The 23,690-nt window shown below is 37.2% G+C and carries 23 protein-coding genes and 1 pseudogene; 17 read left to right on the forward strand and 7 right to left on the reverse strand.

Translation table 11 applies throughout. From position 1 onward, the window contains the following. Positions 1–17 precede the first annotated feature (17 nt). A complete protein-coding gene (locus BFP75_RS11835) occupies positions 18–2,381 on the reverse strand; it encodes an ABC transporter permease (protein WP_099545590.1) in 2,364 nt (787 codons plus the stop codon). 246 nt (positions 2,382–2,627) lie between these two features. Here BFP75_RS11835 and BFP75_RS11845 point away from each other — a divergent pair. After that, positions 2,628–3,053 (forward strand): annotated as a pseudogene (locus tag BFP75_RS11845) (transposase); the annotation flags it as partial. Positions 3,054–3,066: 13 nt separating this feature from the next. On the opposite strand, the gene BFP75_RS11850 reads toward BFP75_RS11845, so the two are convergent. Beyond that, entirely contained in the window at positions 3,067–3,954 is an 888-nt protein-coding gene (locus BFP75_RS11850; RefSeq protein ID WP_099545592.1) for a polysaccharide deacetylase family protein, read from the reverse strand. Positions 3,955–4,135: 181 nt separating this feature from the next. On the opposite strand from BFP75_RS11850, the gene BFP75_RS21845 reads away from it, so the two are divergent. Next, positions 4,136–4,279 (forward strand): hypothetical protein, encoded by a 144-nt coding sequence (locus BFP75_RS21845; protein ID WP_165776591.1) that lies wholly within the window; start codon positions 4,136–4,138, stop codon positions 4,277–4,279. Between the two features lie 324 nt (positions 4,280–4,603). Continuing rightward, on the forward strand, positions 4,604–4,810 hold the full coding sequence (locus tag BFP75_RS21500; protein ID WP_123803429.1) for a hypothetical protein: 207 nt from the start codon (positions 4,604–4,606) through the stop codon (positions 4,808–4,810). 193 nt (positions 4,811–5,003) lie between these two features. Here the strand turns inward: BFP75_RS21500 and BFP75_RS11855 are convergent, their stop codons facing one another. Then, positions 5,004–6,218 (reverse strand): serine hydrolase domain-containing protein, encoded by a 1,215-nt coding sequence (locus BFP75_RS11855; protein ID WP_099545593.1) that lies wholly within the window; start codon positions 6,216–6,218, stop codon positions 5,004–5,006. A gap of 194 nt (positions 6,219–6,412) precedes the next feature. Next, positions 6,413–6,898: a hypothetical protein gene (locus BFP75_RS11860; RefSeq protein ID WP_099545594.1), complete on the reverse strand. Its 486-nt coding sequence runs from the start codon at positions 6,896–6,898 to the stop codon at positions 6,413–6,415. 515 nt (positions 6,899–7,413) lie between these two features. Here BFP75_RS11860 and BFP75_RS11870 point away from each other — a divergent pair. The 3 genes from BFP75_RS11870 to BFP75_RS11880 are packed head-to-tail and all read left to right on the forward strand — an operon-like array spanning position 7,414 to position 10,386. Continuing rightward, complete coding sequence (locus BFP75_RS11870; protein WP_123803431.1) at positions 7,414–7,770, forward strand: BfmA/BtgA family mobilization protein; 357 nt, start codon at positions 7,414–7,416, stop codon at positions 7,768–7,770. Continuing rightward, entirely contained in the window at positions 7,767–8,678 is a 912-nt protein-coding gene (locus tag BFP75_RS11875) for a DUF5712 family protein (RefSeq protein WP_099545597.1), read from the forward strand. The genes BFP75_RS11870 and BFP75_RS11875 overlap by 4 nt, the downstream gene beginning before the upstream one ends. Positions 8,679–8,682: 4 nt before the next feature. Beyond that, positions 8,683–10,386 (forward strand): type IV secretory system conjugative DNA transfer family protein, encoded by a 1,704-nt coding sequence (locus BFP75_RS11880; RefSeq protein WP_099545598.1) that lies wholly within the window; start codon positions 8,683–8,685, stop codon positions 10,384–10,386. A gap of 28 nt (positions 10,387–10,414) precedes the next feature. Here the strand turns inward: BFP75_RS11880 and BFP75_RS11885 are convergent, their stop codons facing one another. Both BFP75_RS11885 and BFP75_RS11890 read right to left on the reverse strand, forming a co-directional pair. Further along, the gene (locus tag BFP75_RS11885; RefSeq protein WP_099545599.1) at positions 10,415–11,959 is read right to left on the reverse strand and encodes a Fic family protein; all 1,545 of its coding nucleotides are present in this window, start codon (positions 11,957–11,959) and stop codon (positions 10,415–10,417) included. Between the two features lie 487 nt (positions 11,960–12,446). Next, entirely contained in the window at positions 12,447–13,955 is a 1,509-nt protein-coding gene (locus BFP75_RS11890; protein ID WP_123803433.1) for a hypothetical protein, read from the reverse strand. A gap of 517 nt (positions 13,956–14,472) precedes the next feature. On the opposite strand from BFP75_RS11890, the gene BFP75_RS11895 reads away from it, so the two are divergent. Beyond that, complete coding sequence (locus BFP75_RS11895; protein ID WP_099545601.1) at positions 14,473–14,916, forward strand: RadC family protein; 444 nt, start codon at positions 14,473–14,475, stop codon at positions 14,914–14,916. A 216-nt stretch (positions 14,917–15,132) separates the two neighbouring features. Here BFP75_RS11895 and BFP75_RS11900 read toward each other — a convergent pair whose 3' ends face one another. After that, the gene (locus BFP75_RS11900) at positions 15,133–16,137 is read right to left on the reverse strand and encodes an alpha/beta hydrolase (RefSeq protein ID WP_099545602.1); all 1,005 of its coding nucleotides are present in this window, start codon (positions 16,135–16,137) and stop codon (positions 15,133–15,135) included. A 570-nt stretch (positions 16,138–16,707) separates the two neighbouring features. Between BFP75_RS11900 and BFP75_RS22140 the strand changes: the two genes are divergently transcribed. The 10 genes from BFP75_RS22140 (at position 16,708) to BFP75_RS11950 (ending at position 23,638) form a co-directional block, all read left to right on the forward strand. Further along, positions 16,708–17,295 (forward strand): sensor histidine kinase, encoded by a 588-nt coding sequence (locus tag BFP75_RS22140; protein ID WP_206073549.1) that lies wholly within the window; start codon positions 16,708–16,710, stop codon positions 17,293–17,295. Beyond that, the gene (locus BFP75_RS11910) at positions 17,292–17,981 is read left to right on the forward strand and encodes a LytR/AlgR family response regulator transcription factor (RefSeq protein WP_099545604.1); all 690 of its coding nucleotides are present in this window, start codon (positions 17,292–17,294) and stop codon (positions 17,979–17,981) included. The genes BFP75_RS22140 and BFP75_RS11910 overlap by 4 nt, the downstream gene beginning before the upstream one ends. A gap of 157 nt (positions 17,982–18,138) precedes the next feature. Beyond that, positions 18,139–19,626 carry a DUF4932 domain-containing protein gene (locus BFP75_RS11915; RefSeq protein ID WP_099545605.1) on the forward strand — a complete coding sequence of 496 codons (1,488 nt, stop codon included), beginning with the start codon at positions 18,139–18,141 and terminating at the stop codon, positions 19,624–19,626. A gap of 72 nt (positions 19,627–19,698) precedes the next feature. Further along, positions 19,699–20,271 (forward strand): hypothetical protein, encoded by a 573-nt coding sequence (locus tag BFP75_RS11920; RefSeq protein WP_099545606.1) that lies wholly within the window; start codon positions 19,699–19,701, stop codon positions 20,269–20,271. 31 nt (positions 20,272–20,302) lie between these two features. Next, positions 20,303–20,575 carry a hypothetical protein gene (locus tag BFP75_RS11925; protein ID WP_123803435.1) on the forward strand — a complete coding sequence of 91 codons (273 nt, stop codon included), beginning with the start codon at positions 20,303–20,305 and terminating at the stop codon, positions 20,573–20,575. A 496-nt stretch (positions 20,576–21,071) separates the two neighbouring features. Next, complete coding sequence (locus BFP75_RS11930; protein WP_099545608.1) at positions 21,072–21,668, forward strand: hypothetical protein; 597 nt, start codon at positions 21,072–21,074, stop codon at positions 21,666–21,668. 246 nt (positions 21,669–21,914) lie between these two features. Further along, positions 21,915–22,352 carry an acyl-CoA thioesterase gene (locus BFP75_RS11935; protein WP_099545609.1) on the forward strand — a complete coding sequence of 146 codons (438 nt, stop codon included), beginning with the start codon at positions 21,915–21,917 and terminating at the stop codon, positions 22,350–22,352. Positions 22,353–22,569: 217 nt separating this feature from the next. Then, positions 22,570–22,794: a hypothetical protein gene (locus tag BFP75_RS21850; RefSeq protein WP_099545610.1), complete on the forward strand. Its 225-nt coding sequence runs from the start codon at positions 22,570–22,572 to the stop codon at positions 22,792–22,794. A gap of 22 nt (positions 22,795–22,816) precedes the next feature. Beyond that, positions 22,817–23,350 carry a hypothetical protein gene (locus tag BFP75_RS11945; RefSeq protein WP_099545611.1) on the forward strand — a complete coding sequence of 178 codons (534 nt, stop codon included), beginning with the start codon at positions 22,817–22,819 and terminating at the stop codon, positions 23,348–23,350. Between the two features lie 66 nt (positions 23,351–23,416). Then, positions 23,417–23,638, forward strand: a complete 222-nt coding sequence (locus BFP75_RS11950; RefSeq protein ID WP_099545612.1) for a hypothetical protein — start codon at positions 23,417–23,419, stop codon at positions 23,636–23,638. The last annotated feature ends 52 nt before the right edge of the window (positions 23,639–23,690 follow it).

Genomic DNA, 23,690 nt, shown 5'->3' on the forward strand with positions numbered 1-23,690 from the left:
CGTTTTTTGATTGATTATTATTCCGTACGCAAACTCTTTACAGGGTTGGTCCTTGCTACCTTTAAAGTGTGATAACTAACCGTCATTAGGGCAATCCACAAAACCATAAGACCGGAGATGATGAACATCCACCAACTAATGTCGATATGGAAGGCAAAACCTTGAATCCAATCGTCCAAACCATACCAAGAGACTGGCGTTGCGATTAAAAGCGCGATCAATATAAGCTTGACAAAATCCTTTGACATCATGTTGAACAGCCCGGTCACCGACGCTCCCAGAACCTTTCGCATTGCTATTTCTTTGCTTCGTTGGTTGACGGTAAAAGCAGCCAGCCCGAATAATCCAAGACAGGAAATTAATATGGCCAACGTGGCGAAAATACCACCCAGCTTTTCGACCTTTTGTTCGTCATCATAGACTTTTTCAAGAGTTTCATTCAAAAAATGATATCTAAAGGGCAAGCTGCTGAATTGCGTGTGCAATTGTTCTAGATTCGCAATAACCTCCTTTGTTTTGTTAGCTTCCGTTTTTATATAGAAAAACTCAGTTCCTGATGGCCTGCACCTTATTATCATCGGGTCGATGGTATTGTGCAAAGAAGCAAAATGAAAATCCTTGGCAACCCCAATAATTTTTCCGCCTTCATCTCCCCAAAAACTTAATGCTTTTCCAACCGGATTTTCAAGTTCCATAACTTTTGCTGCTGCCTCATTGATAATGTAATTAAGGCTGTCCGTTGAAAAGGCTGGTGAAAAATACCTGCCTTTGACTAAGTTTATCCGCATCATCTCCAAAAAATTGTAATCCACATCAATAATTGCAAACCCGGGACTCGTCTCGGGGTTTTTGCCTTCCCATACCGGGTCTCCCGTTCTTCCCATGTTATCTATGAATTCCGCATTGGATGCACTTACCTCCATAATACCTGGGTATTTTGCCAATTCTGCTTTAAGTGACTGTGCATGTTTGTAGGTTTCGGTATCCATAGGCATATAAATCACATTCTCCTTGTCAAGACCAAGATTCTTATTCTGGATATATTTTAGTTGCAGGTAGACCACAAACGTACCAACAACCATAACCATACAAAGAAAGAATTGCGTTATTACCAACCCTTTTCTCAAAGCAGCCTGACCTAGACTGCCTTTAATTTTTCCTTTTAAGGCCTTAACTGGATTAAAAGATGATAGAAATAATGCGGGATAAATTCCTGAAAATGCCGCTGTAATTAAAACAAGAGCGAATAATGTCGTATAAAGTAATGGATCCGAAAAGTCAATAGAAATATTCTTTGAGGCAATTTCATTGAACATCGGCATCGAAATCTTAGATAAAACTACTGCCACTATGACCGCTGTCAAAACTAGCACCACTGATTCCATAAAAAATTGAACGGATAATGAACCTTTGTTCGCTCCCATTACTTTTTTTATTCCCACCTCTTTGGACCTTCTCGCCGACCAAGCCGTTGTAAGGTTGATAAAATTGAAGCAAGCTATAAGCAAGGTAAAGGCCGCGATGATCAGAAATAATTTCACGTAATCGATTCTGCCCCCAACAACCTTCCCGTTTTCAAATTTTGAATAGAGGTATCGGTCTTGGAAAGGTTGTAGGAATAAATTGAACCAATCGGCATCGGCCATTTTTTCTGGCAAATCGGCTATTTTTATGTTTATCTCGCCCAACGGAACATCATCTTTAAGCAATACATAGGTTGTGAGCCAAGAATTGCCCCAACTATCATAATGTGTATTAAAGGGAAGATAATTATCTATTGGGAGGACAGCATCGAATTGGAGAGACGAATGTTCAGGAATGTTATCAAATACTCCTGTTATGGTAAACGCAACTTTATTTACATCAACGATCAGATCTATGGTCTTACCCACGGTATTGCCTTCCGGAAAATAATTATCAGCCAATTCTTGTGAGATGACTATGCTATTCAAATCAGAGAGGCAGCTTTCAGAATTTCCTTCTTTTAGAGGTAAGGAAAAAATATTAAAAAAATCTGGGTCAGTAGCAGCTATTTCTATCTGAACCGGTTCATCCGAAATTTTCACCTCCCACTCATGAGGTCCCGCTAATCTGGTCATTTCTTCAAATTCAGGAAATTGGTTCACCAGGGCATCACCAATGGGATATGCGGTATTCTCCATTGTCTGGAGTTCGCCGCTTTGGCCAATATTATTCTGCAACAACTGATAGATTTTAGTACCTTTTTCATGAAATGCATCTTGTTTAAATTCATCCATGACCCAAAGCACGATCATAAAGCTGCACCAAACACCTAGCGATAAACCGATAATATTGATTAAGGCGAATCCTTTTCTTTTGTTCAGATTTCTGAACGCTATTTTTAAGTTGTTCTTGAACATGATTCTCCTTTTTACTGATGAATTATTCTGTCCGCAAACTTCTTTCGAAATTGACGAAAAGGGCTTTGTTGGTATAAAGACAAGGTGGAATTTCTATACCTATATTTATGCCAAGAATACAACTATCTATAAATCAATATATTATATAGTATCAATTTTTAAAAAAGTATCCAAGTTGTAAAATAACTTGACGGTTGATGTCCAATAATTTTACGCCCATATAGAGCGATAGCTTAATAATTAGGTAATCTGGTCAAGCAGACCCAGCAAAAACAGCTTTCCGATTAGAAGAGCATACCTGGGCTGGAGGACAGGACCGTCGCGTTGTTGATCATATTGACGGAGGGCTTTACCAAGTTCGAGAATGCGGGCCAATTGTGCAACTATGCAGGTATTACCCCGACCATACGACGTTCCGGGAGCAGTGTAAGGGGCAGGAGCAGGATAAGTAAGGTAGGCAACAGGAAATTGCGAAATCTGTTGTTCCTATGTGCCTTTTCGGCATGCAAGCACAACAAGGGGTGCCGGGAAATCTATGAACGCATAACCGCCAAGGGGAAAAGCAAGAAACTTGCATTGATCGCTGTTTCGAACAAGTTGTTGAAACAGGCATTTGCGATTGCCAAATCCGGGCTGCCCTACGATGAGAATTATGTATCGAAATTGAACTAAAAGAACTTGTTTTTTAACTCAGTTCTTTGTTATGCACTGTTCTTTCTCCATTTCTTATGTCATTCCAAGTAATTAATTCGATATCTGACTCTTCGAGTTTAGCAATATTTTCTCGACTAGTAAAGCTGTCAAAATCGATTTGTCTCCATTCAGAACCGAAATTGGGATGGTTTATGGTTATTCCTTTCATTTCATTATCATCAAATGCAGGATGAATTAAAATAATGTTTAAACCACTTACTAAATTTTCAAAAACCTTTGAGTAATAATCACTTAACTTGCCAGATTCAAAATATTCAAAAACTCCGAAATGTACTTTTTCAATAATCAGGTCTCCATTTTTGATAGTGTGGTCAGGGTTTAGTCCTACCATCTCCATCAACTGTCCGCTTATCATTATCGGTAGGTTATATTTTTTGCCTAAATCTCTATATATTTCGAAAAACTTTGGACTTGCTCCAATACTATACATGTGTGAATCAAGGTGTGTAGGTTTTAATCCGAATTTGATTGCTTTTTCAATTTGTGCCTGAAGCTCCTTTCTAACATCGTCTGAAGAGGCATTTTTCCTAAGTTCCTCTCTTTTTTTATAGAAATGGCCATTCTCATCCACCAAACTTGGTACTTGTTTAATTGGTAACACAGGTCCGAATCTGTAATTTTCCCACTCGCAGGTTAGCGTTAAGTGAATTCCATTATCAAATTGGGGATTGTTCTTAGCGAATACTGCCATTTCATAAAACCATGGACAGGGAACCATTATGCTATATGAGTTCACAATTCCTTTCTCCAGCGATTGAATCGTAGCCATGTTTTCCGAATGAGAAAGTCCAGCATCGTCGGCATGTATTATCAATAATTTGGTTTTTTCCGGGAATCCCAATTTTTGTGCTAAGTTCATTGCCAATTTGGTCTAGTACAATTTAAGAGTTGGTTTGATTTTTCAGAATAGTGCATAACGCAGGTCTATGTGTAGCCACGTTGCGGATTTTAAATTTACGCAACTTGTTGGGATAAATTTATAAATACGTGTTTAACGTGGACAGGTTGCATATAGCTGTTGATATGTACAGTTTTCCTCGATGGCACCTAAAGGTGATATATGGCCTGGTTTCTCTCATCCTACGGATTATGCAAACTGGCATAGCCCTGCGATGATGTACAATTCCCAAGGGGCGGGAATTGGAGCCTTTGGCGACAATGTAGCAACTTGGGTTCACCTTTAGGTGAATTGTACATCATCGTTTAGTATATGAAAAGTAGGCGATTACGAAGCACAAAACTTTCGGATGAGCATAAATTTTGATACGAGCCAAAAGCCTTGAATTTAGCACTATTTCGCCTATTTTTTATATACATTGTGTGTGCCCAGCATGGGCATCTTTATCATATCCAAGATATGGTATTAATCTAGAGGGTGCAAATCCCTTATGGGCAGGGGTGACGCCTTGAACCATTAGTAAGCCGCAAGGTTGCCAGTTGCGAAGCTGGGACTGAAGGAAGCGGGACTACAAAACTCGGTACTGACGAACAGGAACCGTATATGAGGCATGTATGCACGGGTAAGCAAGCACATCATTGTAACGCCCCAAGAACACCAAAGGTGCATCTATGTAGATACGGCAGGGATCGGGGGAAAGAAGATGTTCTTACCTGGGGAGGTCTCCAAAGCTACGTGTAGCTACATGGAGAAGTCAGCAGAGGCCGTAGTACTTACGGGAAACGAGCCATTGGAGAAATGGAGGTCTCACGGGTAAGGAAGAGCCGAACGTAAATTGGTCCCCAATGCGGAACGGAATCGCGAGATAGCCCTCTGCAACGAGGACAGGTAAATGAAATTGAACCCATCAATCTACGAACCGCCGTATACGAGACCCGTACGTACGGTGGTGTGAGAGGCGCACTCCGTCAGTCAATGGCGGAGCCGTCTACTCGATTACCCACAGGCTTTCAATTTATTTTTGTTTCGTATTCCCCTAATAATTCCCATATTTTGTCCAAAGTCGGTCTAACTTCTTCGTCAAAATCCGTGTCCGTGTTTATGGTTACTATTTTGCCTTTCAAGTTATCTGGGTTGAAGTACATATATACCATAAGTCCCGCATCATAGCCATTATAGCCGATTCCCCTTTTCGAGTAATCCATAAAAATTCCCACGTTGGCATTTACTCCTTTTGGAAGTTGGTCGGGGATTAATTGTTTTTTAAAAAGTTCCTTGTAGCTTTTGTTTGTCAAGATTTTTCCTTTTCCAGAATAGCCATTTATAATCTCAGACAATAATTTGCCCAAATCAGCACTCGAAGTTATCAGTCCAGTTGATGGAAAACCGATTGTCGTATAATCCGCCATTATTTGTTCATTGGTTGCATACAAGGTCGAACGATTTTTTGCGTTTATATTTTCTATTGTCCAACCTGAAGAATCCATTTTTAATGGTTCAAGAATATACTTTTCCGTGAATTCTTGATATGACATTCCCGTGGCATTTTCAATTATTACAGCACAAAGTGTAGACCCAATGTTTGAATAATCGAATTTTTGGTTGGGTTTGTTTGTCGAATAGCTATCGCCGTTGTTCAGTTTCCCATCTTTTGAAAGCAATTCTTTCATAAACTCGGCAATAGAAATTTTACTTTTAGGCTCGTTAAAATACTTTGGAATTGCCGTTCCTTTATTGTGTTCTTTCTCCAAAAGCAGATAATCGTTTTCCCAAAAAATATCGGAATCGGTAATTGAAGAAGTATGAATTGTCAGCTGTCTAATAGTAATTTCCGTTTCGGGAAAATTGGGATTGACAACTTCGAAAGGTAAATGATTGTTTATTGGGTCGTCAAGATTAAGATAACCCATTTCCTGCGCTTTTAACAGTGAAATTCCAATTAACGTCTTGGAAATCGAAGCAACATATTGGATTGTCTTTGTATTATATTCTTTTTTGGATTCCTTGTCGGAAAACCCAAATCCTTTGTTGTATAAAATACCCGTTGTATCAACAATTGCAACAGAAAACCCCACAACTTTTTCTTGGTTGTTTATTTCCTTGATTTGTGATGTCAAAGAATCCGTGATTGCTGGATTTTTCTTTTTAGAATCTTTTCGCTCATTTTTCTGTCCACACGCAAGAATTGAAATCAGAAGTAAAATATAAGTGGTTTGTTTTATCATTAAGTTCGTTTTTTTGTCCAGCTTGTGGGTAACAATTGTATAAACTTACCTAGGTGCGTTTATATCCATTTTACAATTACTAATCTAATGGATTTTTAAGAAAGGCCTCGATTTTTAAGATAAAAAGAGTCAGTATATAGATGATAAAAAAAAGACCTCCGAGGAAGTCTTTTCTTTACGAGGTTTAGATTAAACTATTCCTGGATTGTCAATGCCCTAAAAGAACCATTGCTGATTGCGATACTCTTGGTGGCGTCATCTCCAGATACGACCGTAGCAGAAAATGTACCTTCCACATAGTCCGCCGTTTTTTTGGTGATAACAATGCTACCCTGTTCGGCAAAATCAAAGTCGTATCCCAAAGCATCCGCAGTAAAGGCGATGGTATAATCTGCGGCGAAATCATCAGTTATTGCATGCGTACCCTCTTCGTACGTTTTGGGTACCCATACACTAATTTGCATATCACCTGGATCCATGAGTGAAGACCCGTTATTGCCATTAAAGGTTATGTTGCTGCCTTCAGCCGTAATAATATCGGAGAAATTATAATTCGTGCCCTCGGCTGTAAATTTGATAAAAGTGTCCGAAGTGCCGCCTTCATCATTGTCATCTTTACTACAGGATGTAAATGTGGCTGCCGCAATAAATAATAAGAGGCTAAATTTTAAAATTTTCATGTTTTTTAGTTTTTAATTATTGTGATAGAAATGTCTAACGTAGGGGAATTCTTATTATTTCAAATTTTAACTTTTAAAAGGTTAAAGCGGTTTTATATCATTTAAAAAAGAATTTCATTCATCTCTTTAATTAGATAAATAATGAAAGGTGTAATACCTATCATTTTTTTCTATTTCTTTCCCTACCCACAAAATTCCTTTTTAGTCAACGAGTATCTTTCCAAAAAGAAAGATAGCAAGCGGGAACCATGCGTTGCAGTGGTTCCCGCTTGCGCCTGCGGCGGGCCAGCGCAGGCTATGCCTGCTTTAAGAGGTAATTCGTGATTATACCGCTTTATAATTATCTTATAACGAACGGTGCAACTGGTTGATTTTCAAGATGGAATACTATAAAAGCCTTGCACCCGACCTAATTATCTTCAACTTTTAAATAATTCTGATAACCAGTTAATTAGATAGGTCAATATGCACCGGGTGCTCTGGTGCACGGGATTCAGAGTTCCAAAAAATGACATTTGGGAAAAGGAACCGACATGCGGAAGAAGAGTATCATCATCAGCGAAAGAAGCCATATGGAACTCAAAAAACTGGCCCAGGAGCATAATAGGAACATTGGAAAATTTACCGAGGAAATGATATTGTATTTCCAAAAAACCGGAACCGACCCCCAAGCGATAAAAGGCAAGAACGCCAGCGAGATGATCAAGGTCATCGATAGGCGTATCGTTTCCTTTTTCAAGACCCAGGAATCGGAAATCCTATATCCCATTCAAGCACAATTGAACAAGAACGGGGAACGTACCGACTTTCTTTTCAAAAAGCTTATCGAAGAACTGAACAAGATTTTTGAACGTATAAAATTGGGGGGATGATGCCTGTAAGTATCATCCATACCACTTCCGTGGACAACAAGGGCAGTTGCTCCAAATACGGACACTACCTGAACAAGGAAAATGAGGTTTTGAAGAAGGAGGGTCAGGGGCATCGGCAACAGTTTTTCTTCGACCAGGAACAAAACAGGCTCACGACCATTAGGGCCATTGATAGGGTAGACCGGAATAGCAGAAATAAGGGGCTGGCCAAAAAACAGGACCGGTATTTTACAATGACCTTGAATTTTAGCAAAAAGGAAATGGACCATCTAACAGCTACCTTGGCCAAAAGACCGATAAGGGACATAGACGAATTGAAGGATAGGGAGTTACAGGACTTCAATGAGGTTATCAGATTGTTCACCCGACAGGCCATGTGCAATTATGCGGACAACTTTAATAAGGGAGTTACCGAAAAGCAGCTTGTCTGGTTTGCCAAGATCGAGCACCGAAGATATTATAAGGGTACCGATAGGGAGGTCATGGTCGGCAAGGCCAAAAGCGGGGAACGTAAAGAAGGCCTGCAGACTCATGTGCATATTACCGTTTCTAGAATGCATAAGGAATTTCGGATAAACCTTAGCCCCTTGGCCCATGCCCGAAATGGTAAGAACCTGGTCTTGAACGGAAAAAAGGTAAATGGCGGATTTGACCGTTCCCAATGGAAACAACTAAACGAGGACACTTTTGACGAGATGTTCAAATATAATAGGGGCCTGGAAGAAAAATTTGAGACACTTCGGGTTTTAAAGCATGGTACCCTAGAAGAGAAAAAGGTGTTGAAAATGGCCATACAACAGGAAAAGGACCAAGCCCTAGAAAATCGCTCCAAATCAAATAAAATGAAAAGACCGAAGAATATTCAAAAAGAGAGGATAAAAAGTAGGAACAACCAAATTACAAGATAAGCACATGGACAAGTCGGTATTTATGGAATTGCTGATGGGAGGGACGCACCCCATCATCCATCTGTTGATGCGCTTGGTCGCTTTTGCAGTCTACTTTCTGTTTTTAAAGCGTGTCTGTAGGATGCACTTTTTTCTGGCGCTCTTCGTTTCTTTTCCCCTAACCACATTTTTACCATTGGCACTTTTTATCCCATGTTTTGTCCTAGGTTGGACTTCCTATCGGATTTACGCTTGGGTACGTTCCCTATTTAAGAAAAGCCAAGTTGTTGTCGATGAGGTTCAGGACAGTCCGGAGGGCTTCCTGTTTTCGGTAGGTAGCAAGAACGTACTCTTGGAGAATCCGTATCGGGGCATCTACATCCAAGGAGGGGCGGGGAGTGGAAAGACAGTTTCGCTGATACATCCCATATTGGTACAGGCTGTTGCCAAAAACTATTCGGGCATATGTTATGATTTTAAATCCCCTGAATTGACCCGATTGCTATTTGCTACCTTCAAAAAAGGGGAGGGGCTGGTCCGACCTTATTTTATCGATTTCAAGGAAGCCCAAAGAAGTGCACGAACAAACCCCTTACAGCCAAAGCTGTTGCCTAAAATAGCCTATGCCCACGAATATGCCCAGACCTTGATGTACAACCTGTCACCCAAGAACATCAAGAACGAGGATTATTGGATGATGGAGGCCAAAAGTGTGCTGACCGGGCTTATCTGGTATCTCAAATCGGAACATCCCCACTATTGTAGCCTTCCCCATGTGATAAGTTTGATTTTACATAGCGATATGTCCCAACTGTTGGAACGGATATCAGCAAATCCGGAAGCGTCAGGCTTTACCGCCAGTTTAAAACAAGCAATACAAAATGAAGCCTCCAACCAAGTGGCAGGGGTTGTAAGTACCTTACGCACCAATTTGGCGAAGCTGAACACGCCCGATATTTTCTGGATACTCTCGGGAAACGATCTTGATTTGAACATCAACGACCCGCTGAACCCTAAATTTCTATGTATCGGCAATGAAAGCACCTTGGCTGAAACCTATGCGCCTGTAATTTCCCTGCTCATTTCAGTAGCCCTAAAACAAATGAATAAACCAGGTAAACATAAATCGGTAGTAGTGGTGGATGAGCTGCCTACCCTCTATATCAACAAACTGGAACAGACCCCTGCCACGGCCCGAAGCAATAGGGTAGCGACGGTTTTGGCCTGTCAGGATTTTAGCCAACTGGTGGACCGATACGGAAGGGACAAGGCACAGGTCATCTTGTCCAACATGGGAAACCAATTTTATGGAAGGACGGTCAATAAGGATTCCGCACAGATGATAACCCAAATGTTTGGTAAGGCGGACAAAACTTTTAAGACGACCAGTAATGGGGACAATTATTATCAATCCTCCATTTTTGGAAAGCACACCAATTCATTGAACAAAAGTACCAACGAAACCGTTCAAGAACGGGACCGGGTTAAAACCACCGATATCATGAATCTTCGACCAGGGGAATTCTATTGTCTAATAGCCGAAGGCAACGAGAGGGAAATCTTAAAATCTGAATTTGGAATCAATAAGAGGTTGGGAGATGGTGGTTTCGATTTTCCAAATAGGGCAACTAGTCAGGATATTCAGGACAATTACCAAAAGATTATTTGGCAGGCTAAAAGTATCTTCGAACCTATGGCCGAACAAGATGAAGGTTTGATTCGGTTTTAGTTTTTCTCTTCGATGGCATTGGTTTGAATTAGAAAGTTGAACCATAAAAGGCTTCAATAGCCGCAATTTCTTCATCATTCAATTCATCAAACTCCTTAGTTCTTTTGTTTTTTGAAAGCTTGCCTTGATTTTGGTTCAGGAATTTAATCAAGAGATCAACTTTAGTATCAGGTAGGGTTACAACGGAATTGATAAAGTTGGTCATTAGGTCGTACTTTTCTAAAAAGTCCAACTCTTCAGGAATAATCTTTTCGATAGTTTCCTCTACACATTCATAAAGAAATTCAGCTTGAGGGGTTGCATCAAAATAGCGGTACAGATCAATCGTTTCATTGGTTATTTCAACGTTATGATCTGGAGTTGGTTTCCATTCAATCAAATCCAGTATGGGAGAGGAGTAGACCTCTAAAACATCTTGATATTCCCCGATACGGTTCAGGATAGCTGAGGATACAGGAAAAATCATGTCCCGTTTCGTGTATCCCATTTTAACCAGTATATGGTGTATCAAATATCTATGGATTCTGCCATTTCCATCGGAAAAAGGATGTATGAACACAAAGCCAAAGGCAATGCTTGCCGCAGCCAAAACAGGGTCATAATCACTATTTTGAAGTTTATTGTTAGTATCGATCAGTCCTTGCATCAGCGAATTCAAATCCTTTGCTTTGGCAGAAATATGATCGGGCATGGGCAGAAAACTTTCACGGTCATGTTCGCCGATAAAGCCTTCCCCTATACGGAGTCCCATATGCTTTAATTTTTTCGTGCCGATGACAATATCCTGTAATCGCTCCAATTCATTTATGGACAAAGGTTTTTTTCCTGCCTGCCCAATAGCCTTGCCCCAATTTCTTGCTCGCAGGTTAGGGGGGTATTCCCCCTCGATGGCAAAAGAGGCCTTGGAATCTTTTAATAATAGAAAGGCGGCCGTTCTGCGGATTAAATCCTTGTTTCTTCCTTTCAAGCCCTTTTCCATGAGTTCAGGAAATTTGGTTGCCGTAAATCTTTCTAATTTTTCGGTTCTTCGAATTAATGGACAAAATTCGGGAGTACCAGGAAGATTGTTTTTTACGCGATGCCGGGTACTGTTTTCAATTGGGCCCGTATATTGAAGTTTTGGATTGACGATTTCGACATAGTTGCCTACCTTTAAATCGGGAATGTCAAGTTGTTTGCCCAATAACCATTCATATAGGAACCATATGCGTCGTGAGTATTGACTGGTGGGTTCGTTCTTCATCATGGTCTTTACAAGCCCTTCACCGGCATAAAGAAAGAATTCCTTTAAGATTAATAAATCAATGCCCTCGTATTTTAAGGCGAATGTTAAATGAGCCATTTCATCTTCCGACGGCATATAACGATTGGCGAACACTTGCCATTGTTGGGTATTATAGCGTTGCTGCTTATCAGTAACCAATGCCAGAACATCGGGTGGTGGTAAACGTTTACCTGTATGCTCTTCCAAAATTTGAAGTAAGAAGGCATAGCCTACTAAAACGCCCTCTTCAGGCATGACTCTACCATGAAAAGCGGTTACTTTACGTGAAAATCGATTACTTTTTGACATTAATCATGAAATATGATTACAAATATAGCATGAAATGAGCCACCAAACTCTGAATTTCAGTCAGAATTTTGATCGGCGAATTACATCTGACAAATAAATACAAATAAATATCAGCACATGAAAAACGATTATTCTACATGAAAAACAATTACTTTTTATACTTTATTATGAAAAATGATTATAGATAGTTTGTATTTAAATGCTTTCCATGTTCCTGCGGAAGTTGAAAAATCTTCACCTTCAAGCCTGCCCGAGCGGACACGCTATGCGGGTCCACCAACTGTCGTCTTTTCGGTTCCTGTTTTTCAACACCCTCGAAACCGCGCATAAACACAAACGAACGTGCATTGCGCTCGTTTGTATTTATCTTTCGGGTTATACTATATTTACTTTGGACTATTTAAGTAGTTATTTTTATAAATTGTTGATTTTATGAAACATTGGTAAAAACTTTAAACTTATTTAGGTTTTTTAAAAGTTACGTAGTTCATTTTATCTTGAACTTTAAGTAGAAAAACTTGGGACTTTCCTCTTTAGAAAAGGCACGTCCTACCTGTTGCACTTTTAATATAAATTCGATATCCGAAAGCCAATAAATATGCTTATTATAAGGGATATTCCAATTAACAAAATCTACAGTCACATCATGATAAAACTTTTCTTCGTTTATTCTAGTAATCTCTAATATTGCTGAGGCGGTTTCATATGTAAAAGGTGTGGATAAACTGACAATAATTTCTTTTTTTGGAGACACCAGCGGATAGTCAATAAACTGATGAACCTTTTTACCGTCCTGTTTATCCAATAGGTAAAAATACTGCTCCTCAAAAAACGAATTAAAAACCCCATAGTAATTATCTAAGTCCTTATTTTCAAAGAGCTCATTATGACTTGTTGGAGAATATTCTTGATTTTTATAAACAGAATCCTTAATAAATTTAGATGTGCCATTTAAAAAAGAAAGCTCAAAGGAATTCTTGTCATTGGCAAAATATTTGTCTCCATAAACAACTTCCTCTTTAATTACCTTTGGCAAGTACTTTTCAAGGGAAACAGGAACAATTTCCATGAATTCCTTCAAGTTGATATTACTATGATGGTATTGTCCCCCTATTAAGATGTAGTTTGCATAATAGTAAAGATTTGGGTCTTCTATCTTGTAATCTACCTGATTTGAAAAAAATCCATTTGAATCGAATAAATATCCTTCAAAAACGTATCCAATATTATTCTCCGATGATGGAACCAAGAACTGATTAAGATATTTTTGATAATCTAGAATTACCTCTGCCCTTCTACCGTTGATGGTTTCTCCATTATCGACGATTGAGATAGAATCTTCAGAGTATCCTTTTATAATCGCAAAATCTCCAAAATTGTATTTCCCTATTTTTTCGCCAAGAGAATCTCTAACAACTAGACCATTTTTTGCTTTGACTGCTCTTCCCCAAGACTCACTTCTCGGTTGAATTTCATTTTGCTGAATTATTTTTCCATTAGAATCAATTACATAATCTATAAAAGTTATGTTGGCCCGATGACCATCATACCAGTCTGTTCTAATTCTTATGATATTATCGGTAATATACCTGTATAATTTATGTCTAGAATCATTAAACTGTCCTATGATTTTTGCATCAATAATTTTATAGTTGTTGTCATACGTAATCAAAGTGTATGTAGGTTGAATTCTATATAGGCTAAAAAATATGTAGGTGCTAAAATTATCTGAAATCGGCAATTTATTTGAAATTTCGGTAATAAGGTTATTCAACCCCTCTGGACCAATATTTCGCCTATCTCTTTTATCTCCTAAACTAACTATAGTATCAAGACTTAAAGCTTGTTTTTGTTCTAGAGATAGTTCATTGAAGTTATAATTTCTCCAATCTTGAAGACGACGACCATCTTTAATGTAAGAGACAGTATCAAGCAAAGGAAGACTGGAAATTTGATATTCTTTCAAAAATTCTAAAGACGGTCCAGATTTTTCCATGTTTACTTTTTGAGAATTGGAACCACAAGAAACCACTAGGAAACTTAAAATATTGATGAAGAATAAAGTTTTTTTCAAAGCAACATCTAACTTGTTCGATTTGAATAGTATAACGGAAAAGTGGAGTTTTGAGTATTTCTATTTTGATGTTAATGCTGGTTCTTTAAATCTCCCATTTGAGAGATCGGTTTTAAATGTGAGAAGTGCTTTTATATCAACACTACCATTCTCTTTGACCTAAAGTACTAAGTTTAATTAACCTCTTATGCAACTGAACATTATAGAAATCCAATATTAAGTATCTATTGAAATAGCGTTTTATGTGGGAGTTAGTTTTCTTAAATGGTATAGAATTTTTTAATAAATAAATCTTTTCCTTCCTATCCAACAATTCCTTTCCGCTTTTGCTCTAAGATTTTGCTTTGCAAGCTCCGAATTCCAAATGAAACGCCAAATGGGAAGATTTGGCTTATTCATTTAAAATCCGGTGGACACTCGACATCAAAATCTTATAACAATGGAAAGAGCGAACGAAATTCAAATCAGTTACAAAAACAATGGAAGTGCCAATCAATTAAAAATTACCGATGCCAGTAGTGCCAACAATATTATAATGGATTCCTGGGACCGAAACACCATTGAATTATTCGAAACATTTAAGGTGGTCTATCTGAACAATTGCAATACCGTAAAAGGAATCTGTACCATTTCAACCGGAGGAATTTCTGGAACCATCGTCGATATACGCTTGATATTTGCAACGGCCTTAAAGACCTTGTCCACGGCCATTATCCTTACCCATAACCATCCCAGTGGGGTAGTAGTTCCTAGTCAAGCCGATATTCAATTGACCCAAAAAATAGTTAAGGCAGGGGAGTTATTGGATATCAAGGTTTTGGACCATATTATAGTCACTCCACATGGTTCATTTTACAGCTTTGCGAATGAGGGAAGGATATAACTGCAAAAATGTAAATTTTTATTAGCCTTTAATTGGCCAATCTATAAGTTCATTATTACAACCAAAATCACTTCCATAATTGACCTTTCAGTGAACTTTTTTAAAGTCTAATAATAGGTGTGCAGAACTATACCAAGTTCAGTTACTATGAAACTGGTTGGTCTAAATTTTTTGAGGAAAAATTAGTGTCTTAAATCGTTCTGTTTTTTATTACAATCAACGTTCCAATTCTTCTAAAAGCAAAATGATTTCTTTGCAGATAATATCTGCATTTTCCTTTTCGGTGAAAATGGTAAAATGACCTCCAACTAGAAAAAATACCTTACCATTTGTTGATAGGGCCGCCATTTCTTCCTGCATCTTTTTCCTTTCAGCTCTCATATTTTCTGGATTTAAACCCATTTTTCGAAGAGCTCCTTCGTTTAAATGTGTTCCGGAAAAAACCCTTATCGGTGAACTATCAGTTTCCATTACTTTTTTGGACATTTCTTCCAAAGACCTCTGCCACTTTTGTTCTTCCAAATAGCCCCAAAGATATTTTCCATCCGAAAAGTAGTCTTGATAACGGCCGGTGATTTCTTTAGGGACTCCCGGTGCAAGCATTATATCATTCCCAAAAATTGTAATGTACAAGTCTAAGATTCCTAAATCCCCTAAAACGGCACCTGCATAATAAATGGAATTTAACCAACTGGGAGGTTGTGGCAAGTTCAGCCGCTCGCGTTCGTCAGGATGCCCAGAATCAATTAGTACCATAGCGGCCACTTCGTCCGGATAACATTGCTTAAATACTCGAATATAGTGGCCACCATTTGAGTGTCCTGCCAGAATATATGGTGGCGATTCCCCTGTCCTTTCCAATAATTTGTGCAGTTCATGGGCAACGGTTTCGGGATCGCGAGGCCCATCGCTTAGTTCACTATAACCTATACCGGCACGGTCATAGCGAATGACTCGCATACTATCACGAAGGCCTTCCGCTAGCCAATAATAGTATTCACTGTGACCTCCTGCGCCTGCTTCAATGACCAGAGTTGGTTTGTTGTTTCTTTCACCCGTACTATTTACATGTAGTTTGAAACCTCCAACGTCCACCAATTCTCCTGGCGGTTGTGGTTTGTGTCCGAATAAACGAAGGATCAAACCAGCTATAATAATTAGTAGAAACAACGATCCAATCGAAATACCGATCCACTTTAAGACCTTCCAGATTATTCTCATAATGATTTATAGTTTTATGACTTTAGCCAAACATAAATTCATTGAAAGACTGTATGAAATTATTTTGATGAATCAACCATAAAGCCGCATCCATAGACCTGAATCTCGTGCCAATACGATTCGACCAAATTAACGTTATGTTCGACCCAAAATCCATAGTGTTGGTCAAAGAGATTATACGACAAGTATCAATAACCATATTTTTGCCTTATGAAAAGTTCTGTTGCAAAACACCGTAAGGCCCTATATAAATTATTGGCAATATTTTGGTTGCTAGTTGTTATGCTTGCGATACCACATTATCAAGGTATTTGGGATAGCGCTTTTACTATTCCGCTTATGATTCTATTCTGGCTAGGAGTCGCTTACTTTGTCTTACCCGAATTTTTTAAAAAATATAGGTTTCCCATTCTTTTAGTATACGGACTGGTCATCATTTATAATTTTTACGTTTTTAACTTGACATCTGACCTCCCTGAAAATCACCGATTGAATTTGACAAATTTTATGTTCATTCCAATTCCAATATTTGTTGCCTTGTGGACATATGAGCAATGGCGTTGGTTGAAAATGCTAAAGACAGATAAGACAAAGGCAGAGTTAGCTTTACTTAAAAGTCAGATCAATCCGCATTTCTTTTTCAATACCTTGAACAACATTTATGGATTGGTAGTTGAAAAATCCGAGCAAGCCCCCGAAGTGGTCTTAAAGCTGTCGGATATGATGCGTTACACCATCTACAAGGGAAAAGAAGATGTGGTACCATTAGAAGATGAAATCAACTATCTCAAAAACTACATCGAACTGCACAAAATACGCTATCAAAAAAAAGTGGAAATTGTATTTACCCATGAGGTTCACGAGTGTATCATGGTCGCACCTTTGTTATTTATCAATTTATTGGAAAATGCCTTTAAGCATGGTGTAGAGGAAATGCGCAAGAATGCTTTTGTTCGTATTAATATGCAATCTAAAGGAAAGCAGCTCTTATGTACGATTGAAAATAGTTTTGACGAAAGGGAATCAAATTACAGTAAGGGTATAGGGTTAGAAAATTTGAAAAAAAGACTGGATCATTTATACCCAGGTAGACATCAATTAATTGTAGAGAAAAAGGAATTTATTTATAAAGTCCAGCTTAATCTTGAAATACTATGAAATATTGCATTATCGACGATGAACCCATTGCCCACCGAATCATCGAAGGGTATTGTAAAAACTTACCTTATCTCCAAAAGAAAGGAAACTGCTACGATGCCTTTGAAGCCATACAATTCATGAATAGTATTCAAGTAGATCTAATTTTCTTGGATATCAATATGCCCAAGCTCTCCGGATTCGATCTATTGAAAACATTGTCTCAACCTCCAAAAGTAATCGTGACTTCTGCGCATAAAGAATTTGCCTTGCAAGGATATGAATTGGACGTTATTGATTACTTGTTGAAACCTTTTTCACTTGAACGATTTTTAAAGGCAATGAACAAAGTTTCAGAAAATAATAGCCTAAACCTAATTTCTTCGCCAGATAGTCAGAAAAGTAGTTTTTTTTTAAAGGGCGACAAGAAAATTCACCAGATAAGTACGGACGATATTCTGTTTGTTGAAGCATATGGTAATTATACAAAGGTGTTTTTGGCTGAGGAAATAATTGTCAGCCACGAAAAAATTTCTTCTTTGGAAGCTTTATTGCCCGATTCTGACTTTTTAAGAGTGCATAAATCTTTTATTGTGGCCATCAATAAAATAAAAGTGATAGAAGGAAATAGAATAGCAATTAAAGAACACTTTGTTCCTATTGGACAAACATACAGGCAAAGGTTAAAACATCTCTATCGCATTTAAAGGTGATTTTATATGTATCTTAACTAAGCGACGGTTTTAATAATAAATAATAGACATTTGAATATTTTAGTATCTTTCTTAAAGTTCAAGAAACCGATTAAATATATAATCTGTTTCTAATCTGTAGATTATTTTCTTAAAAAATAAGATATTCAAAATGAAACTTAAGATTTTCATAATCTTCATTTCTGTAGTTTCAATTTTATCGTGTAATGATAAATTGAATCAAGAGAAAACTATAGTTTCAAAAAAAAGAGTATCGGATTTATTGACCGGTCAAAACCTAGATTCTGAAATGATTTATCCAGATACTTTAAAGAGTGCAAAGGATACGTTTTTTCTGCGAGGTTATATTAGTCCAGAATTTGAGTTTAAAAAGAGTTACCTAATCAAGAAAAATGACACTGTAAACCAAGGAACATCAGGTGTTGAAGGAGCATATTATACGATATGGTCCGATTTGGACACGATTAAAATCCCTCATGTCAACTACCCATTTAGACAATTGGTCAAGATTCCAATAGTATCACCAAAAGATACCACTCTCTGTATTTTAAGGTTTCAACCTAGTACTTCAAATTTTAGTGACAGCTATGTTACTGAGCATAAGGGAAAATTTGTTTTTGATATACCTGAAGTATATGAACTGGCAAACATCATCCTTTATTTAAGCGAATGTTCAAAGAAAACCAAAAATCACCCTGAAAACACGGAGTACGTCAAAAAACTGGAAAAACATTTTGCACCTTTCAAAAACCATAAGCTAATTCAAATCCTGAACAAGCAATGCTCCAAATCAGATTTTTGGGAAACATATTATGGCTTTCGAGAAAATAGTTTGGCATTTAAATTCAATGAAGAATATCTAGAATATGACACGCCTTATAAACATTTGTGGCAAGATAGCTCCGAGATTTGGGGCGGTCAATTCAGGAACCTTCTTTATCTGCTCCAAGACTTTGCAAATCAATCATACTTTAGAGATTTCTATAAAGAGAACCTTGACTACTATGAAAGGTTAATAAAAAGGGAATCAAAACTACTTCCGATAGAAAAGATGTGGAGGTGGCTCGAGCGTGAGTTCCCACAACGAATGGATTCATATAAAATAGTATTCTCACCATTGATAGGGGGCTCACACAGCACTCAAAAATTTCAGAAAGGGTTTTATAGAAATCCAGAATTCCAAGAATGCATTATGTTCATAAACTCTGCTGAAAGCCTTGACTCTAACCTTGACTATTCGGAAGAATTAAAAGAAGGCCTAATGTCAGGAATTGTCTTTACTGAAATAGACCATAATTATGTTAACCCTACAAGTGATGAATATGTACAAGAAATAAAATTGCTACTTAGAAACAAAGATAATTGGGCCACAAAAGAAGCTCAACAGAATTATAATTCTGAATATGCGATTTTCAATGAATATATGACTCATTCTCTATTTTGTCTTTACGTTATGGAGTCCTGCTCAGAAGAACTCGCCAATCTTATAGTTGATAAAAGAATAAAACTGATGGAGAGAAGGGGGTTTCCTAAATTTATGGAATTCAATAATAGATTAATAGAACAATCAAAAAACAATGATTTAACCTTATATGAGTCCTATGGAAGTTTAATAGCGTCCATGGAAGCTTTAAAATAAAATGGGTTAATATTTTCAACAAACCAAAGTTCAAATAAAGGATTGTCTAACCCAGTTGTATTTCCGAGTTATATGAAAAAGATTCAAAAGGTATTATTCATTCGCAAAAAAAATAAGGGTGTAATCTGGGCATATGTCTTTACATTGTTCTTTGCAAGAAACGTTTTTGCTTGTGATTGTAATCAAAGGAGTTTGGCCGAGATGCAAAAAGTGGAAAGGGAAAACTCTGAGTGTATTTTCGTTGGGGAAATTTTTGAAGTGGACCCGAATCTTGCTTATTATAAAATAAGAGTTGTGGAATCATTGGATGGTGGAGACTTACAGGGAAATATTTATATTGGAAAAAACCTTAAGTATTGCCAACCTTATGTTGATAAAAAGGGCTATTGGTTAGTCTATGGAGCAATGGTAGACGGATTTTTAGAAATGAATACATGTGGTTTGAGCCGTACTTTTGATGAGCCTCAAGCTCCTCCATCTAGGTTTGACTATAACATTTTTGGAGTTGACGAAGACACAATTGGAGTAGATTTTTATGAAAATTTTCATATAGAGTTTTGGAAGAAACAGAGGTTAGACTTGGCGAATGAAATTTCTGCTTTAAGGGAGAAAAGAGATAAAAAGATTATTAAACAAAGTAGGTGAAACCACAAGTGAACTAAAGTTTAGTAAAACGATGAGCAGGATAGTTATTATTTTAATGATTTTCATATTTTATTTATCATGTCAACGGGAAAGTAAGAGCAAAGAGTATATAATTGAAAATGAAATTGCCTATCCTATGTCTCAAGATCAAGTGATAAAAAAAATTGGTTTACCTGATAGTGTTTCAACTGAAGATTATGATACTGGAAGTTTTGGGAAAAGGAAGAGAGAAATATATCATTATGGTAGACATCAATTAATTTTTTCTCATCATGGGATTTACAAAGGTTTAAAGTCTAAATAGAGTTTAACAATGTGGCGGATTCTTAGGGATTGTAGAGGGTATATATGGTGGATGTTTGTAAAGTTTGGAAGAACAGAACTCAATAACGAACAATCAAAAAGCAATTGGTCGAGAAATATTATGGTATCAATGATTGTCATATTATTGTTGGCTTATACGATTATAAAGTTTAAATAAACCATCAACCAATGTTCTTAGCTTATGTATATAGAATTATAACCTACTTCCTAGTTGTCTTCATAATGGGTGACATTTTCATTTTATTTAATTACGCTTTGAAGGATTATGGGGAGCCATTGAAAATGGAAAATATCAATAGGACAACTATTATCTTTTTTGCTGGTACAGTAATATTGTTTGTACTGGAAAGATGGTTGAGAAATAAATAAAGTTCAAATAAACGACCTCTCAAAGCGGTACCATCACTCCGAAATAGCCATTTCAAAAAAACTTACTTTTGTTATATCGAGCTCACGTTAAATTAAAACTATAAACAATGTTTTCTTATTACCATAGAATCTTAACACTTCAACTTATTCTGCTGTTCTCTACCGCAGGTATCGCACAAAAGGCACCGGTAAAGTTATTTTACCAAGATGGAAGCTCAATCACAGGAGAAGGGAAATTGAAGAAAGATCAAGTGAAATTTTGGAAATCCGATGGGTCAAAGGCTGAAAAAATAGATATCACGTCCCTAGAACGTGTAACATTTCGCTACCGTGCAGGCGATAAGACGTATTTACCTGTGGAGGTTAGGGAACGGGAATACCCCTTGGTACTTCAGCTACTCGAAGAAGGTTCTGTAAGCCTTTACAGGGATTACATGACAGTTATGTATATGAGTGGCATGGGTATGCCTGGAAGTGCCCCGGTCATGAATAGCAACAGTATCGTGGATTATTACGTACGTCGCGAAGGGCAGCCTGCCGAGCATTTGGCAAGTAATCAATTGTTTTCAAAAAATTTTAAAAAAGCCGCTTCACAATACTTTGAAGATTGTCCGGAATTAGTGCAACGTATACAAAATCATGAGTATCAAAAAAGGGATATACAGGAAGTAGTGTCCTATTACAATTCAAGTTGCAATGATTAAAAAAAGCGTTTGGAATTGAAGGAATTATATAGCCCGGAGCTTACACGTAGCCCATTGCTAAGCTGTCTTAGATAGACCATGTTCATTACAATTAAATTAGTATGATTATTGATAAAAGCCCTTCAAGAAGATATATGAATGTCACAAAAATATCCAACTGATATGAATTGCGAAATTTTGACAAAATTCAATCTCCACAAAAACGCATATTAACCAATATTTAAGAGAGTTCAAATAAACGATTATATGAAAGATAATATTCCTGATAGTTACGAAACTTTGGAGTTACCAGTACAATGGGGTGATATGGATGCGGCTCAGCATGTGAACAATACCGTTTACCTGCGTTGGATGGAATCTGCACGTATAGAGATGTTTCAAAAAATGAGCGGAGGAACATTACAGTACGAAAAAATAGTGCCCATACTGGCCTGGCAAGACTGCAAATATATCTTTCCGGTGACATATCCAGATCACATTAATATAAGTTTAGATGTTTTAGAATTGTTTGAAGACCGGGTACTTTGCGAAGGTAAAATCTACAGTAAGAAGCATAAACGTATTGTGGCCATATCCAAGTCTATTTTAATGGCCTATGATACGGATAAGTTAAAGAAACACCCTTTTCCCGAAACTTGGAGAAAATCTTTTATCGAATTTTATGGAGAATCGATTTTGAAATAACACTATAACCAAGGAAAGTTCAAATAAAGGATGACTGGAAACTGGCTTTTTATTTTAGTTATTGTCATAGGTCTTTTTTATGCTATTAAGCACGGGAGGAAGGCTAAAAAGGATATTGAAAAGTATAATAATGAAAAAGAAGGTAGATAACCCCTTTAAAGTATCCCACAATTTCAATCATAAATTTATAACAAAGTTCAATTAAAAGATACACGGGTTGACCAAAAAAAAGAATACTGAGCTAGGAGTTCAACCAAAGGAAAAAATGATAATGTTTTTCTTTGGAATTGTTTTCGTCTTAATGTTGGGTAAGCATTACTTCGCTAATTTAGGTGGTAGTACAGATGAAAAAGCTGAATTGTTAAAATGGTATTATTTTGGTCTTGCATTCTGGATTATCTTAATATGTGTATTGGGTTATATATATACAAATGGTTTTTAACCATCTAAAGTTCAATTAAACGATGAATGTTAATTACATATCGGTTAAGACCAAAAACCAGCAAGATTTAGAAAATATACTATGTAATTTCGCTAATCTGTACCGAGATGCCGAAACCGTCAATGGCATAGAATTATACAGAAAAAAAGGCGAAATTGAAACTTTCATTATTCGTTTTACACACAACCCAGATTTCGAGATTTTCAGTTTTTTGGTCAATTATCTAGTTTATCCTATGGATTACTTGGACTTCAAAGCAGAGGTAAGAGGTTTCTATGACTCCAAAGATGTCGGAAAATACAGGAAGCTCCAAAAGTCGGGTAAGTTCATGGTATATATTAATGCGAAGGATAAACAACCGGATAATGTTTATTTGAGTGATGAAAATGGGAAAGCATATATTTTCGATTTTGGCGGAGTGTGTAAGGAGATGCCAACATCATTAATATACCAAGAAGAAGAGGTGAATATGGAAGATTTTAATCATATAATAGACATATATCCATCCCCTGAGAATGAACTTCGGGAATCTAAAGCTTGGTGGAAGTTTTGGTAGTGGGTATTCCAAAGTTCAAATAAACGATAATCTATTACAGTAATTTTAGAACGAAATAAAGAGAAAATGCAAATTAACTATGACAGTTTTGGGAAAATAGTTTCGGGAAACAACTCTGGATGGTATGTAAAGTTTATTCATGATGAACAAGACACAGGAGGTTTTTATATTCATGAAATCAAGGAGCCAAATGGTGATGAGGGTTTTGATACTTGGCCTGAAACAGAAAACGACGTCCAAGGCTACATTTCTGAAAATGAGTGGGAGATTGCTTGGTTAATCAGGTAAGCTAATAGCATTAATAAGTTTAAATAAAGGATTATCTTGACAAAGTTTTAGA

It is taken from the genome of Maribacter sp. 4G9, assembly GCF_002742265.1.
Classification (GTDB): Bacteria; Bacteroidota; Bacteroidia; order Flavobacteriales; family Flavobacteriaceae; genus Maribacter.

Coding starts and splice junctions, on each gene's coding strand:
- BFP75_RS11890 (WP_123803433.1), bottom strand. CDS start 13,955: ATGGAAAAATCTGGACCGTCTTTAGAATTTTTGAAAGAATATCAAATT.
- BFP75_RS21500 (WP_123803429.1), top strand. CDS start 4,604: ATGTATGCACGGGTAAGCAAGCACATCATTGTAACGCCCCAAGAACAC.
- BFP75_RS22140 (WP_206073549.1), top strand. CDS start 16,708: ATGCTAAAGACAGATAAGACAAAGGCAGAGTTAGCTTTACTTAAAAGT.
- BFP75_RS11945 (WP_099545611.1), top strand. CDS start 22,817: ATGAATGTTAATTACATATCGGTTAAGACCAAAAACCAGCAAGATTTA.
- BFP75_RS11885 (WP_099545599.1), bottom strand. CDS start 11,959: ATGTCAAAAAGTAATCGATTTTCACGTAAAGTAACCGCTTTTCATGGT.
- BFP75_RS11920 (WP_099545606.1), top strand. CDS start 19,699: ATGAAAAAGATTCAAAAGGTATTATTCATTCGCAAAAAAAATAAGGGT.
- BFP75_RS11915 (WP_099545605.1), top strand. CDS start 18,139: ATGAAACTTAAGATTTTCATAATCTTCATTTCTGTAGTTTCAATTTTA.
- BFP75_RS11910 (WP_099545604.1), top strand. CDS start 17,292: ATGAAATATTGCATTATCGACGATGAACCCATTGCCCACCGAATCATC.
- BFP75_RS11850 (WP_099545592.1), bottom strand. CDS start 3,954: ATGAACTTAGCACAAAAATTGGGATTCCCGGAAAAAACCAAATTATTG.
- BFP75_RS11925 (WP_123803435.1), top strand. CDS start 20,303: ATGAGCAGGATAGTTATTATTTTAATGATTTTCATATTTTATTTATCA.
- BFP75_RS11900 (WP_099545602.1), bottom strand. CDS start 16,137: ATGAGAATAATCTGGAAGGTCTTAAAGTGGATCGGTATTTCGATTGGA.
- BFP75_RS21845 (WP_165776591.1), top strand. CDS start 4,136: ATGGCACCTAAAGGTGATATATGGCCTGGTTTCTCTCATCCTACGGAT.
- BFP75_RS11860 (WP_099545594.1), bottom strand. CDS start 6,898: ATGAAAATTTTAAAATTTAGCCTCTTATTATTTATTGCGGCAGCCACA.
- BFP75_RS11935 (WP_099545609.1), top strand. CDS start 21,915: ATGAAAGATAATATTCCTGATAGTTACGAAACTTTGGAGTTACCAGTA.
- BFP75_RS11835 (WP_099545590.1), bottom strand. CDS start 2,381: ATGTTCAAGAACAACTTAAAAATAGCGTTCAGAAATCTGAACAAAAGA.
- BFP75_RS11930 (WP_099545608.1), top strand. CDS start 21,072: ATGTTTTCTTATTACCATAGAATCTTAACACTTCAACTTATTCTGCTG.
- BFP75_RS11875 (WP_099545597.1), top strand. CDS start 7,767: ATGATGCCTGTAAGTATCATCCATACCACTTCCGTGGACAACAAGGGC.
- BFP75_RS11855 (WP_099545593.1), bottom strand. CDS start 6,218: ATGATAAAACAAACCACTTATATTTTACTTCTGATTTCAATTCTTGCG.
- BFP75_RS11895 (WP_099545601.1), top strand. CDS start 14,473: ATGGAAAGAGCGAACGAAATTCAAATCAGTTACAAAAACAATGGAAGT.
- BFP75_RS11880 (WP_099545598.1), top strand. CDS start 8,683: ATGGACAAGTCGGTATTTATGGAATTGCTGATGGGAGGGACGCACCCC.
- BFP75_RS11950 (WP_099545612.1), top strand. CDS start 23,417: ATGCAAATTAACTATGACAGTTTTGGGAAAATAGTTTCGGGAAACAAC.